Annotated in this window: 11 protein-coding genes; 2 read left to right on the top strand and 9 right to left on the bottom strand. The window is 47.1% G+C overall.

Annotation, left to right across the window (positions count from 1 at the left end; genetic code table 11):
• Positions 1-27 precede the first annotated feature (27 nt).
• The 6 genes from AC4IE7_RS13010 to AC4IE7_RS12985 form a co-directional block, all read right to left on the bottom strand.
• Positions 28-1,191 (bottom strand): DUF2169 family type VI secretion system accessory protein, encoded by a 1,164-nt coding sequence (locus AC4IE7_RS13010; protein WP_490777281.1) that lies wholly within the window; start codon positions 1,189-1,191, stop codon positions 28-30.
• Positions 1,192-1,201: 10 nt separating this feature from the next.
• Positions 1,202-1,708, bottom strand: a complete 507-nt coding sequence (locus AC4IE7_RS13005) for a hypothetical protein (protein WP_490777280.1) — start codon at positions 1,706-1,708, stop codon at positions 1,202-1,204.
• Between the two features lie 9 nt (positions 1,709-1,717).
• The gene (locus AC4IE7_RS13000) at positions 1,718-3,925 is read right to left on the bottom strand and encodes a type VI secretion system Vgr family protein (RefSeq protein ID WP_490777279.1); all 2,208 of its coding nucleotides are present in this window, start codon (positions 3,923-3,925) and stop codon (positions 1,718-1,720) included.
• 380 nt (positions 3,926-4,305) lie between these two features.
• A complete protein-coding gene (locus AC4IE7_RS12995; RefSeq protein ID WP_490777278.1) occupies positions 4,306-6,270 on the bottom strand; it encodes a cytochrome c3 family protein in 1,965 nt (654 codons plus the stop codon).
• A gap of 193 nt (positions 6,271-6,463) precedes the next feature.
• Positions 6,464-8,074 carry an arylsulfatase gene (locus tag AC4IE7_RS12990; protein WP_490777277.1) on the bottom strand — a complete coding sequence of 537 codons (1,611 nt, stop codon included), beginning with the start codon at positions 8,072-8,074 and terminating at the stop codon, positions 6,464-6,466.
• Positions 8,075-8,381: 307 nt separating this feature from the next.
• Positions 8,382-8,516, bottom strand: a complete 135-nt coding sequence (locus tag AC4IE7_RS12985; RefSeq protein ID WP_490777276.1) for a hypothetical protein — start codon at positions 8,514-8,516, stop codon at positions 8,382-8,384.
• Between the two features lie 207 nt (positions 8,517-8,723).
• Here AC4IE7_RS12985 and AC4IE7_RS12980 point away from each other — a divergent pair, with 207 nt between their 5' ends.
• Positions 8,724-9,164 (top strand): YybH family protein, encoded by a 441-nt coding sequence (locus AC4IE7_RS12980; protein WP_490777275.1) that lies wholly within the window; start codon positions 8,724-8,726, stop codon positions 9,162-9,164.
• A gap of 187 nt (positions 9,165-9,351) precedes the next feature.
• On the opposite strand, the gene AC4IE7_RS12975 is transcribed toward AC4IE7_RS12980, so the two are convergent.
• The 3 genes from AC4IE7_RS12975 to bufA2 form a co-directional block, all read right to left on the bottom strand.
• Entirely contained in the window at positions 9,352-10,146 is a 795-nt protein-coding gene (locus AC4IE7_RS12975) for an HvfC/BufC N-terminal domain-containing protein (protein WP_490777274.1), read from the bottom strand.
• Positions 10,147-10,155: 9 nt separating this feature from the next.
• Positions 10,156-11,007 (bottom strand): MNIO family bufferin maturase, encoded by an 852-nt coding sequence (gene bufB, locus AC4IE7_RS12970; protein ID WP_490777273.1) that lies wholly within the window; start codon positions 11,005-11,007, stop codon positions 10,156-10,158.
• Positions 11,008-11,095: 88 nt separating this feature from the next.
• Positions 11,096-11,362, bottom strand: coding sequence for a BufA2 family periplasmic bufferin-type metallophore (gene bufA2, locus AC4IE7_RS12965; RefSeq protein WP_490777272.1), 267 nt, complete (start codon positions 11,360-11,362; stop codon positions 11,096-11,098).
• Between the two features lie 1,105 nt (positions 11,363-12,467).
• On the opposite strand from bufA2, the gene mqo reads away from it, so the two are divergent.
• Positions 12,468-13,994: a malate dehydrogenase (quinone) gene (mqo, locus tag AC4IE7_RS12960; RefSeq protein ID WP_490777271.1), complete on the top strand. Its 1,527-nt coding sequence runs from the start codon at positions 12,468-12,470 to the stop codon at positions 13,992-13,994.
• Positions 13,995-14,187: the final 193 nt, after the last annotated feature.

The following is a 14,187-nucleotide window of genomic DNA, read 5'->3' as shown; positions in this document are numbered from 1 at the left end:
CTTCCGGTTCATAAACAGGTATTAACCTCAGATGTTGTTCTGTTCATCGACTTCTTCCATGAAATCCTCCTCCCTACGTGACCTTGAAATGGAACGGGCAAAGACCGCAAGGTGCTTCATTGCTACATAGGGCTTGTCCACCATGCGGGCATGCTCCCATCCGGGGGTGGGTGTACCCACAATCAATGTCTCTACTTCATGTTTGCTTCGTCTGATACCAAGATGTGCCCGCCAGACCATACAAAGACGATTCTCATCCGGTTCGATTGTAAGGGTGTCAATCTTCGGGTCGAGATTGTGCCGGTCACCGTTTTTCATTATGACCTGCATCGGCAGTGCCACTTCCGGCAAACAAAACCTGAGATTACCTTGGGGTGCCAGGCCCATAAGGATCACTATTTCGCCGCCTCGGAGATGTTTACACTGCTGATCCTCCGGCGCGCTTTGATAATAATGCTCATCAAAGTCATCAGGCAAAAAGGGGGAGATGTTATCACTCCAGTGTTGGTTGTAGGTACCGCCCAGCGTGTAGCGTGGAAACCAGTTGCGGGCCACGGGACCGAACGACTGGGGGATCGGCTTTGTACTTATATAGCCGGTTATGGGGTCGTCTATCGCTTCACTCAGGGGTAGTGGTTTATCCACCAGTTCATCAGAGGTGCTGTTGGGATAGAAACCTATACCTATGGGATTGCACATAAAGCTGGTGTAAGTGGGCTCTGCTTCCGGATCGGTGCTTCTGTCCATTTCGCACCCGCCGTATGCAGTGTTGTAACTAATCGGTTGTTTTGTAAATGGGACGGGGTTTCCTGGTCTGATTCCGATAATCCCTTTTTGATAGTAGCGTGGACCAATTACTTTTAACGACTTTTCCAGATCCCCAACACGAAAACCGACTATTCTTTCAGTTACCGCTTGATTGCTGTAGGCGGAGGCGTTGAGGATGACATCACATTTCGGTTTGTATGGGGGGAAGTCATTGTCAAATAGTGGTGCGCTCTCACCCGGTTCGCCGCTGTATGCATCACTGTCATTGAGTTCGAGTTGGTTTTTTGAAAGAAGAGGCTGATCATCATTGTTTTGCGGCAGGTCGTAAGTGGCCTTCGCTACTATTACAAGACAGTGACGGCCGCTTTTCTGCAACCCTAAAGTGTAATCGGCGGTAAATGGGGTGGCGTTGTAAAGATTCATAAGGTGTAGATCAATTTATCTTGACAGAGCTGCCTTTCAAACGGTTAGTGCCATATGCAACACTTTCCACATAGTTTCCATGGATGCGTATTGTCCCTTCGGCATCCAGTTCTAGAAAGGCGTCGCCGCATTGCAGTATTATTCTTTCGTCAGAGCAAATAGTTTTTGACTCCTCTTTACGGACTTCTGACAGTGGCGGTTGGATGAACCCAGAGACGACAGGGATGTCGGAACCATGACAAAGTTGGATTAGGCAATTTTGGCCTGTGTTATCCAGTGTCAGTTCAACGGTGCTGCGGGCAACTTGCCGGTACGCTTTCCCTTCGTAGATGAAGGTAACGATAGGCCAGCCTTCGCGATCAAATCCCTCTAAGAGACCTATTACAGTGCTGGAGTCCGTACCCTGTTTCTCACGAATTGGCCGTTTCAGTTCTTGTTTCAACAGTTTTCGTAACACGTTCTGCGTCGACTGGGGTAAGTGGTTATCACCGGTTTCCGGCATTTTGGATCTGCTCATGACGTTTACTCAATTTTCCAGTACGTTCTTGCCCTTGATGACGATATTCTTCTGTGCCTTAACGTTGATTTCATCATCGGCTATGACAGAGATGTCGACACCCTTCAGGGTAATGGTGCCATCGCTTTTCATGGTGAGCACCGACTTACCCGTCTTTAGCTCGATCTCTTCACCGGCGGTCAGGGTATATTTCTTACCTACCATGGTGATTTTATCGATACCGATCTCCGAAGCCTGAACCAAGGCGACTGTGGTGTTCATGGCTGCACCCACGGTGACCTGATATCCCAGACCTATCGAGAGCGCTTTTGCCATAGCAATGGTTTCGGCTTTCGCCATGGCAATGGTCTCGTTTTTATTGCCTCCAATATTCACGGAGCGGTTGCTGCCGATGCTGACATCCTCACTGACTCCGACTTTTTCACTACGATTCAACCCGATGGAGATGCTTTCGTTCTTGCCCACGGTTTCCGTGCGATCGTGTTTGATTTGACTGGTTTCGTTACGGTCGATGGTCTTACGCCGATCATTACCAACCCACTTATGCTCATCGTGTTCTACTTCGGTTAATTGATCCTTCTCCGCATGTAACCAGAGTTGCTCCTCACCCTTTTTATCCTCGAAGCGGATGGCGTTGGCATTAGCGGCGGTACCCTCCTTGCTCGAGCGGCTGAGGATGCCCGACTGAGTTTGATTCGCCGGCAGTTCCCAGGGCGGCATCTGTTCTGAATTGTAGACCCGGCCGGTGATGATCGGTCGGTCCAGGTCACCATCGAGAAATTCGACGAGCACCTCCTGGCCGATGCGGGGGATCTGTATGCCACCCCAGTTTTTGCCGGCCCAGGTCTGTGTAACCCGCACCCAGCATGAGCTGTTTTCGTCGGATTTACCGTATCGGTCCCAATGAAACTGTACCTTTACCCGGCCATATTTATCGGTGTAGATCTCTTCCCCGGCGGGGCCTACCACGACAGCTGATTGTGGACCCTCCACTCTCGGTTTGGGAGTAAGTCGTCTGTTACGGAAAACCTCATTGCTGGGGATACAGCTGAATTCGCAATGGTAGCCCTCGCTCTCGTGCATCTGTGAACCAGCATGGTATTGGTCGCCTTGCAGAGCGTAACTCGCCTCGGTGATCAGGTACTCTCTATTCTGATCGGCACGGGGATGATCTTTGAGGGTAAAGAGATTCCCCGTTGTGAGATGTCGTAAGTCACACTCTCCTGCTATCTGTTCATATTTCGTCTGCGACTCCTCGATACGGCTACGGGCGAAATTCTCACCTTCGGCAATCTGTTCGTAACCTCCAGGATAATTGAACGTTTCATAGTTTGCATGATTGTGGCTGCGCGCCATAGGGGTGGAGGCGAGAAGTTCGGCCCGGGGCTTGGAGAAGTCATAATCGGTATGGGCATAGCATCCTGTTTTAACCGTTTTACTTCTCTTCCAGCTGTGAACCACCTCCTTGCCCCGTAGACCGTTGGCACCGGGAATGGGATGAAACGGTAGTACGGCACTACCATCCAGCGGGGAGTGCGATGCGTAGTTGTCGCACAGCACCATGGTGTGCTTGCTAGCACTGTGGTTGAAGTAGTAGTAGATGGTTTCCTCTTCCATGAGACGGCTGATGAAGTCAAAGTCCGTTTCATTGAATTGAACGGTATATTCACGAGTTCGATAGTCGTGAGTCAAGTTTAGTTGGTAATCATTGAAGTCGTTTTCACTGAAGATCTTCTGGAGTATCTCCGGAACAGTCAGGTTTTGATAGATACGACAATCTTTGGTGAGGCTGAGAAACCAGGGCCAGGGACGCAGCATGGCCTGGTAGTGGAACAGGTCGCCGATAGTCCCGTTTTGGGTAAACTGACTAACAAAGGCGTTGAAATAACGCCGGCCGCCATCGGCTAAATCGAGTTCCACGTCTACCGGTTGACCCAGGAGTGCGTCCAAGGGGATTGCATCGTCCTCGCTCACCAGCTCGGCCTGGTATTCAAATAGCCGCCCCAGTCTCTCCTGTGCCCTGAATTGATAGAGCAGTAGCTTATCCTTACCCAAGGGTGAGTTGAAGCGGAAGGGTCGATTGGCCTGCTTGAATGAGATGACAAAATCCTGCATCAGCAGATTTTGCTTCCAGCGACTTCGAAGGAAGCTGTCCTCAGCGCGGGTTGGTAAGCCTACCGATCCGAATTGTCTATATCCATCATCCAATCTGATCATTTCGCTACTCCCTGTGCGAAGAAATCACAACGGGATACAAAGCATCACGCAATGTAAGGTATTTTTCAAGCTCGGAAATGTTTCAATAGTTCATGGAAACCAGAGCTAGCCTACATTTTCTATTTCCAAATTGTAATGAGAGGCTTCAAAGGTGGGGGATGAGTGGCCAGCGGAATCGAGATAAGAAGAGTAGCTCTTGTATCCGTACATTGCTGAATTTACCCTTTGCTTGCCATCTGGTTTAGTGGAAGCACTGTACGATTAAACTCAATATTGGTAGTTCAAACCAAAACCTCGATATCGACACAGATGTGGAGATCAATGGTTGTATACAGGTTAACCTCTACCGCTGCGCCACCTAGGTCTGATTAGTGCTGCTATCATGGCAGAAGCGAATAAGTCTGGCCTGGCCGCAGGGAGAGGACATTTTGCTTCAATAGTTTCTCTTCAGGGTTCGCCTTAATGGCATCAGCAAGTGTCTGATTAGCAATATCTGGTTTTCCAATGGCTGCATTGATTCTGGCCAACATAATCCATGCCTGAACCAGCTGTGGATCCATTTTAACTGCGGTTTTAAAAGCGCTAATAGCAGCTGGTATATTTCTCTGAGTTAAAGCCACACCACCCAATTTCATCTGGATTTCTGGATAATCTGTCTTGGCAGCCAACGATTGCTGATACTCTTTCATAACTCTATTCAAGGTCAGAGTCTCTGAAAAAGAAAATCCCTCTCTATAGCCATTTAAAAATCCTTTTACAGCTTCGAGGCGTACACTACGGGTGCCATCATTCAACAAAGGTAAGATGTGTTTTTGCCTTATCGCATCAGGAGAGTACACAAATAGATTGGTCGCAGCTCGCCGTATCCAGGGATTATTATCTGACAGCAGAGATGCGATTAATGAAAAATCCAGAGTGGAAGCTACAGGCAGCAAGCGCTCTAACGAGCTGGCGCGCACAATGGACGGTATTTCACTATTATTTGCCAAACTGAGCATTTGCTTCCTTGTTTTTTCATCCAGGTGATTATCAGCAGAGTTGAAGATTTGCGAAAAATGTATTTCCCGTTCTCTCTTCTCGCCAATGTGCTTCGTTAATTCAGCCAATGCCCATGTTGCACTCTTATCCTTATGACACGAGCTACATACATTAGGCACACCAATTTTTTCCGATAAATCAGGCCGAGGAACTCTGAAACTGTGATCCCGTCGTCCATCAACCACCATGTAGTGACGTTCTGGCATATGACACTGCTTACATTCAGCTCCTTCTGTACCAACCTTATGAAAATGATGAACTGGAGAGTCGTAATCTTTCTTCCTTAATGAAGGAAACTGAACGTTACCTTTAAGATTGTGACACTGAGTGCACAATACATTGCCTTCAGCTTTGAGCTGGTAGTTGTGTGCATCATGGCAATCAGTGCATTTCACACCTTTCTCATACATTTTTGACTGCAAAAAAGAGCCGTAAACATAGACTTCATCATGAATTTGGCCATCGGCAAAATAGAGACCATCTCTTAATAGTGTCAAGCGATAATGATCCGAGAAATCACTACCTGGCTCTGGACTATTGGCACCGATCGGTTCGCGCCTGGAGTGACAACCAGCACACAGGTTAATTTCTGACGCTGCATTGTTATTAACATAAGCGTGCGTTAAGCCCTTGGAACCAACACCCTTCCATTGTTTTCCAATAAACTTTTCAGGTCTATTAGCCCATGTAATATGGGTGCTTCCAGGTCCATGACAAGCTTCACAACCAACGCCGATTTCTGCTTGCTGGCTTTTATAGCTAGCCTTAAGAGGATTATAGTTTTTTTTGTAGTCAGTGGCATGGCATTCGGCACAGCGGGAATTCCAATTCTTGTATGAGCGAGCCCAGTGCATACCATTACCTGCTGAAGTATCCTGGTCCGGATAAAGGTGATACCAACGTTTTAACTCGGTATCCCAGGCCACATCCAGGGCCTGTAGATGACCTAGGCCAATTTCTACCAAATATTGCTGAAGCGGCGTAACACCGGCTACTGAATGCACTTTGTATTTTTTTGCCTTTCCTGATTTATTGTCGGCAATCACATAGTAATTGCCATTTTCAGTGATGAAACGATAGTTGAAAGCAGCATGTTGAAATTCAACATTATTGAAGTTACCCAGGACATTTTCTGATTTAGGCTCCCGCCAGGCCCAACTGTGATGAGAGTCCGACCAGGCATCATATTGCTGCTGATGACAACTTTTACAGGTTTCAGAGCCTGAATACTGGGGAGACTTTATCTCGGATGAGTATGTTGAATCTATGAGTAAAACAAGAGATAGAAATAAAACGAACGTTTTCATGCAAGACCTGAGTTTAGAGGTATCATTGCTTGCTTATTGAGTGAATTATATCGATCAAATAAAAACAAAACTACAACCTTCAGCTACTCGGGTAAAACCGGAGAAAATAAAGCCTCACCGTTGCAGGTGAGGCTAATCAACAATAGAGTTTAGGTCACTTTGTTTGACAAGGACCTACTCTTACAAGCACTTGCTAACTACCATGCCCTTTTTGCAGTTGCTCCATAATCTTGCCAACGTTCCAGGTGCCCGCCTTCTGACTTGGAGGATATTCATTCATGGTCATGATGAACTTCGCCAACTCCCCGGCAACCGGAGGAAAGATGAAGCCGGTACGGTCCATCCACCAATCATTGTAGGTGTTGGAGTTGTGCTGAGCTCTTTCGAACGGATCGCGACGTAGATTGAACAGTAGCGGCGTGCGCAGTTCGACGAATGGTTCACGCCAGAGGGCCATAGTATTTGCCCGGTTTTCCTTGAAGACCAGCTTCCAGTCCCCGTAGCGTGCGGCCACGAAATGGCCTTCGTCATCCGGGTACCAGAAGTACTTGCGCGGAGACTCTTTTGCTTTGCCACTGAGATAGTCGAGCATGTTGAAACCGTCGATGTGGTTCCTGTATTTCCTACCGTTGATCTCGGTGCCCTTAAGGAGTTTTTCCTTGATGTCCGGCGCGCCTGCAGCTGCAGCAAAAGTTGGCAGCCAATCTTCATGGGAGAGAATACCATTAAGTGTGGTGTCTGCTGGAAAATGGCCAGGCCAACGTACGAATGCGGGAACGCGAAATGCGCCTTCCCAGTTGGAGTTTTTCTCGCCACGGAACGGCATGGTGCCCGCATCTGGCCAGGTGTTGTAGTGCGGCCCATTATCGGTGGAATACATTACGATGGTGTTATCTGCAATACCAAGCTCGTCAAGCAGATTCAAAAGCTCCCCCACATGTATATCGTGCTCAACCATGCCATCGCTATATTCGTCCTGGCCAGAAATACCACGGAGCTCATTTTTCACGTAAGTACGAAAGTGCATACGCGTGCCATTCCACCAGGTAAAGAATGGCTTGCCAGCTTTGACCTGCCGTTTAATGAAATCTTTGGCAGCAGCAAGCGTTTCGTCATCAACAGTTTCCATCCGTTTCTTGGTGAGTAGTCCTGTGTCTTCAATTTTTTGTTTACCCACCTTGCCGAAGCGTGGGTCTACTGTGGGATCGTCATTGTCGGTTGCCCAGCTGCGGATTACACCGCGAGGACCGAAGGTTTCAAGAAATGTCTTGCCATTTTTCAAAACCATATCGCGTGGGTAATCTTCGTTCTCTGGCTCCTCTTCTGCATTCAGGTGGTATAGATTGCCGAAGAATTCGTCGAAGCCGTGATTAGTCGGAAGGTGTTCATTAAGGTCGCCCTGGTGGTTCTTGCCAAATTGGCCAGTGGCGTAACCCTGCCCTTTTAGAACAGTGGCCATAGTCACATCTACTTCTTGCCAACCTTCTTTTGCGCCGGGCAGACCAACTTTTGTCATGCCAGATCGAATAGGCACCGAACCGCTGATGAAAGCCGCACGACCTGCTGTACAGCTCTGTTGGCCGTAATAATCAGTAAAGCCAAGACCCTCTTTGGCGAGACGATCGATATTCGGCGTCTGATAACCCATCATGCCACGATTGTTGTGGCTGATATTCCAATAGCCGATATCATCACCCCAGATGACCAATATGTTTGGTTTACTTGCCCCAGCCTGAGCAAAACCACTGATAATTAAAACGAAAATAATTAACAGTGATCTAGCAGAAATAGTAATGAATTTCATACCCACCCCGAGATATAATTATTTGTTAACACAGCTTCTCAACTGAGCTTGTCACAAGAGTATTGCTGGCAACTCTATTTTAAACAACCAAGCAAATAATCAGTTTATTGTTATTCCATCCCATCTGATTTCAAATCATATATCAGTATCTTAGCGATAAAACCAGGAATGAGATTTAGTCAGTAATCGAGCGAATTTCCCTAGTATAGCTGTTATTAATTTACTCATATGTTTAATTAGCCAAGGCTACCAAGTGTAGTCCACTGCCAGAAACGGGCCGGTCATCGTCGCCTTAATTACCAGTTTGTCATTGTCGAAGTCCAGGATCAGGTGGCGATAGCCAATGACAGCGTTCCAAGTGTCGCTGAATCGATATCCGACCCGGCCGATGATCTCCCTTAATACCGAGGATCGGATCGGTGAAATCGATCGAACGGCTCACATCCTCCTTACTACATCATTAGAGAAAGTCCACACCCTCTGAATAATGTCATCCATAGACTTGTGCCCTAGTGGTTGGATGTTTAACTTTTGGATGAATGATCAATAATCATGGATGTTTGAGCATTAAACATCGATTAAATTACAGCCATAGTTACGCCTATAGAGCAGAACATCTCTGATCTTTCTCAGAACATAAGGAAGTCATATGAAAACCGAATCCAGAGCGCAAGCAATCGATCTCATTCAGCAGCAGATCATGAACAATCAAATTACAGACCTGCATCAGAACTTCGATGCGATTCTTGAAAACTTCGAACGCCTGTTCAGACAGGGGAACATGGCAGAGGTGGCAGGATTCTATTCCGACAATGCCATGTTGATGCCGGCTGGTTGTGATTTAATCGAGGGGCATCAGGCGATTGAGGCCTACTGGCAGGAGGCCATCAACATGGGGATAAGGCGTATCAAGATCGACCTCATGGAACTGGAACAGCACGGTGACTCTGCTACTGAGGTCAGCCGCTACACTATGTTCGATGCCGATGAAGCTGTGGTAGACCATGGTAAGGGCATCATGACCTGGAAGTATGACGGCAATGCCTGGAAGATGCATCGCGATATCTGGACAAGTAATTTAATCCAATAGGAAACATATGATCGGAGAGATCGTAGCTCAGTATCAAGTAACTGCAGTGGTACTACACGCACCAACATTAGGGGTCGGAGTCGAAAGCTACCATATCGTGAATTACCTCGAAAAAATCTAAATGCATATTTCTCGCAAGCCACTCCGTTCTAGATTTGACTCCGACCCCGGAGGTACAGGTGGCTGTTTATTTCAAGGCTGCAATCAGGCCCTGATTGATCCAGCCCTTCAACAGGCCTGCAGCCCTCATTGGTACAACTTCTATATCTATCCGGGTTGCCAGTAACTCACATGCATCGTTGAACGTTCCGCCACTACGAAGGGTATCGAGTAGCAACTGTTCATCTGCTTCAAGTGAACGAAATCGTGTCACCAGATCCTGACGCCAGATCAACCAACCACAGGGATTTGTCTCTTGCATTGCATCAATCTTAACCGGGGGATCCGCAGTGAGTGCTTTCCACATTTCAGGAACATTCCATTTCAGATCTAGCCGACCGACGCATGGGGCGAATTGAAACTGCAACATTGGCCAATCTTCAGCTGGGACTGAGGCCATCTCCTGCTCTTCAAAGCAGTCACAATCGGCGGCATCGAATGCTTCTCCCAGCATCCACTCAAAGTCTGCCAGTTCTGACAACCACGACATATTATGGTAGGCGGGATCAGTATCTACCTTCTCACACAGATAGTGACTGAATCGACGACCAAAATCGCGAAGTGTGAATGAATGTGAGGGGTTTTGTTGGATATAACCATCCGCAAGAAGGTCGAATTGATCACTGCTGATGGCCATATTGACCGCAGGATAATCATTCATCAATACCTCTTTTAAACGTGAGGTATAGGCATTCGCATAAACTGACAATTGATAGGTCGGTGTTGCACGCCCTGCCCTGCTTACCCATGCATTCTGTTCATCGTTTTTCGGATCCAGAATAAATCCCTGGAAGCGAGCTTGTAATTCCTCAAGGTTTGACATATTTATCACTCAAGCGACCTGTTCGGTAATAGCGGTCTCACCGATCTCCCGGACACGTTCCAGTTCACGTAATAGTTCGGCTAATGGCGGTATATTGTCATCTCTTTCAATCATGGTGCTGACGCGACCAAAGCGTTGTATTGCATCAGCATACAATTCAAATACCGGATCTGCGATAGGATGATCGTGGGTGTCTATAATCAGATTCTCCTCCTGGGTATGGCCTGCCAGGTGAATCTGACAGATGCGATCAGCAGGCATTGCTTTTAAATAGGTGCGGGGATCAAAGTTATGATTGAATGCGCTAACATAGATATTATTGATATCCAGCAGCAGCAGACAATCAGCACGCTCTGCAACTTCTGCTAAAAAATCCCACTCACTCAGTTGGGATTCGCTGTAGCTGATATAACTCGATACATTTTCCAACAGCATTTGTCGGCCCAGATACTCCTGTACTCTGGTGATACGTTCTACAACATGATCGATTGCCTCTTCTGTATAAGGTAATGGCAAAAGGTCATGCATATTTAATTTGTTGATGCCTGTCCAGCATAGATGATCGGAGAACCACATCGGTTCCACCCACCCCATCAACGCCTTTAATTTTTTAAGGTAGTTGTAATCAAGTGGTTCTATGCTGCCTATCGATAACGACACCCCGTGCATTACTATTGGGTAGAGTTCGCGAATTCGGTTTAAATAATGGAGCGGTTTACCCCCCTCCACCATATAATTCTCGGAAATAACCTCAAACCAGTCCACATCCGGTTTTGAATCGAGCACATCATCGTAATGCTCTCTACGCAGACCCAGTCCATAGCCAAGAAAAGGCCTTTGATTACCATCAGCTTCGATCACAGCCCATCTCCAGATAAAAGTTATATTTGTTATTAATGAACTGGTATCACCATCTTTGTGATGGCGTACCAATCCATCACTGCTTGACTTATCCTTTCGGCTTATCGACAGAGCCGCCTATCTCTTCACAGGCATGCTTAGACATATTCACAAAGCCCTGTCCTTTACAAGCTGCGTGGCCTTTACAAGCATTATTCGCGGTTTTGCAATCATTGTGTCCTTTACATTTGTTGACACCAAAACAGTGCACATTCGCATCACTACCCGCTTGAACCGATTTCATCGGGGCCACGGCAAACAGGGTTGCAGCGGTTGAGGCCAATGCAAGTGAGGCTAGCTTTCTTCGTGTAATCATGGAAATCTCCTTTAGCTTTGATAAAGCTGTTTTAAAATCATTTGCCCGATGGTTTTTACCAAGGTGGCGACCCAATTATTGAAAGCAAATATCACGTAAGTGTCACAGCCAGCTCACAATACTATTAGGGCCTGTTAAAACTAATCGAATCGGCCCTGCTGAGAATTTTTTCTTCCAGCAAGGCAGAATAAGCGATAGGCGTTGCACGTCGTTCATTTGGAGTGACCAAACCTCTCTCCTCGCGCCCGTAAGGGACCCTTTGGTCGCGCCTTGATTGGCGCTTTTTGAGTGGTAATAGGGCCGATACGATTAGTGTTAACAGACCTCAGGTTAGAGGCAGTGAGCTGTCCCCATTATTGGTGCAGGCATTAAATGATTATTAGCCTGCTTTAATCAGCAATTTCTCAAAATACTGATCATTTAGGTGGAGTGGTTTGAGTTCGCCCCGCGACTCTCTTATTTCAAAGATTGTCGTGAGAAGCTATTTACTAATAGTCTAATTAGCTGTCCAGTTCGTAGCCTTAAATTAGCCACAAACAACCAATATTGAGCCGGAATCTAGCCCTAAATTAGCCGGTAATAAACAAATATTTACCTGATTACCCTCCAAAGTCAGCTGCAGTGATAGTTAAGAGAGGTGCCGATAAGGATCTACGGAAGGTTGCTGGCGGTTTTTGTGAATTTCCAGCGCGATTTGGTGGGGCAGGGCCCCACCCTACCTGTCGATATAAAGTGTAGGGTGGGGCCATGCCCCACCAACTGCACTAGCCGCATACTACGGCTATACAGGTTGATACTCTTTTGCTGAGTATGGGGGGTAATCAGGAATATTTATATCTAATCACCTGACCTGACAGCCATTTACCAAGCAACTAGCTCGGATAAACAGCCATTAACCCTGAAAAAAGGGAGGAAAAAATTCGGTGCAGAAACTACCTCGATCGTTGAATTTAACGTTAAATGTCGACAGTTTCCTTTTGTATTGCATTTATCAACAGTAAATATCGTTAAATTTAGGGTGTAATGTCGACAACTTTCCCTTATATTGCGCTGCAGCATCTATACCCTACCCACTTTAGCGTTTGATGAAACTGGAGCCAGCCGTATGACAATACATAAGACAGATGTTCTTTTGATTGGCGGTGGCATTATGAGCAAGACGCTGGCAATGCTGGTGACACAGCTCGATTCCTCTCGCCATGTCACCTTGGTTGAGCAAGCGGCAACATTAGCCACAGAAAGTACACATGCCTGGAATAATGCTGGCACAGGGCACGCCGGTTACTGCGAACTCAACTACACTCCGCAGCAAAGTAATGGTGATATCGCTATTGAAAGAGCGCTGGGGATAAACGCCCGGTTCGAGGAGTCTCTGCAGTTTTGGAGCGGATTGGTTCGCAAGGGTGCTCTTTCGAAACCTACAGCTTTTATCAATCCTGTGCCTCATATGAGTTGGGTGGAGGGGAAAGAGAATGTCAGTTACCTGAAGAACCGCCAGAAAGCACTGGTAAGCCACCCTTTATTCGAGGAGATGGAATATGCGGATGATCCAGCCAGCTTAAATCATTGGTTACCACTGATGATGGCTGAACGTGATATGGGACAACCCATGGCCGCTACCCGCGTGGCACATGGAACCGATATCAACTTCGGCGAGTTGACCCACTCGATGGGTGAATATCTGGCACATGAGGACTCCGTTGACTATTGGCTCTCAACAGAGGTCCTGGGATTGAAGAAGGTTGGAGATCGCTGGCATGTAAAGACCAAACACGCACTTGCAGGAACAAGGACCATCGAAGCACGTTTCGTATTTGTTGGTGCGGGTGGGTGTGCATTGTCTCTGATGCAAAAGGCGGGCGTGGATGAAGTTCGAGGTTATGGCGGTTTTCCCGTTTCAGGTATCTGGCTTGCTAGTGAAAATTTAAAAGCAGCGGCAACCCATAACGCCAAGGTATATGGCATGCCACCTGTGGGTGCTCCCCCCATGTCTGTACCCCATCTCGATACCCGACTCATCGATGGACGCCCTGCCCTGCTCTTCGGGCCCTTTGCCGGTTTCACGACACGTTTTTTAAAGAAGAGCAGTCTCTTTGACCTGATCAATTCTATTCGATCCCACAATCTCAAACCCATGATGGAGGTAGCAAGAGAACATTGGGCGTTAACCCGTTATCTCTTCAAAGAGGCCATGAGTTCTGGTGACCAACGTCTCGAACAGCTGCGTACCTTTATACCTTCGGTGCAGCCAGGAGAGTGGCATCTTCGCCCCGCAGGTCAGCGAGTGCAGATTATCAAACTGGATAAAAACGGACGCGGCAAGTTACAGTTTGGCACCGAGGTCATCAAGACAGCTGATCGCTCCTTGGCAGCTTTGTTAGGCGCATCTCCCGGAGCCTCTGTCAGTGTCTCTGCCATGTTGGATGTTATCGAGAACTGTCTACCTGAATTGGTTCAAGGTGACTCAAGACAGCGCCTGGAGGAGTTGATTCCATCCTATGGCCACTCTTTGGATGATGATCTCGACTTGGTTCATGCTGTACGACGTTATACTTTGGAGACTCTGGCTCTGGATGAGAGAAAACCTGCAGAAATCACCGCACAGGATACGTTTTTGAAAACTGGTAGCTGATGACATGGTCTCATCTGTTTCAGTGAGATCGGTCCAGTTATTCTTTCGATAAAAACGGACACAAATTGTACATGAGGATTAGCCCTGGTTTAATAAAAAGACCATTGATATTAATTGGTGGTATTTCACATTTTCTTTGAACTTTTATTTTTCCATGTCATGAAAAACTGAGTCTTAGCCAGAGAGCAATTGT

Source organism: Candidatus Thiodiazotropha sp. AKAK3, assembly GCF_058244645.1.
This window is presented reverse-complemented; position numbering and strand designations above follow the sequence as displayed.

Bases quoted from the DNA above. Each gene is read 5' to 3' on its own strand.
- AC4IE7_RS13010 (WP_490777281.1), bottom strand. From the start codon at position 1,191: ATGAATCTTTACAACGCCACCCCATTTACCGCCGATTACACTTTAGGG.
- AC4IE7_RS13005 (WP_490777280.1), bottom strand. From the start codon at position 1,708: ATGAGCAGATCCAAAATGCCGGAAACCGGTGATAACCACTTACCCCAG.
- AC4IE7_RS13000 (WP_490777279.1), bottom strand. From the start codon at position 3,925: ATGATCAGATTGGATGATGGATATAGACAATTCGGATCGGTAGGCTTA.
- AC4IE7_RS12995 (WP_490777278.1), bottom strand. From the start codon at position 6,270: ATGAAAACGTTCGTTTTATTTCTATCTCTTGTTTTACTCATAGATTCA.
- AC4IE7_RS12990 (WP_490777277.1), bottom strand. From the start codon at position 8,074: ATGAAATTCATTACTATTTCTGCTAGATCACTGTTAATTATTTTCGTT.
- AC4IE7_RS12980 (WP_490777275.1), top strand. From the start codon at position 8,724: ATGAAAACCGAATCCAGAGCGCAAGCAATCGATCTCATTCAGCAGCAG.
- AC4IE7_RS12975 (WP_490777274.1), bottom strand. From the start codon at position 10,146: ATGTCAAACCTTGAGGAATTACAAGCTCGCTTCCAGGGATTTATTCTG.
- bufA2 (WP_490777272.1), bottom strand. From the start codon at position 11,362: ATGATTACACGAAGAAAGCTAGCCTCACTTGCATTGGCCTCAACCGCT.
- mqo (WP_490777271.1), top strand. From the start codon at position 12,468: ATGACAATACATAAGACAGATGTTCTTTTGATTGGCGGTGGCATTATG.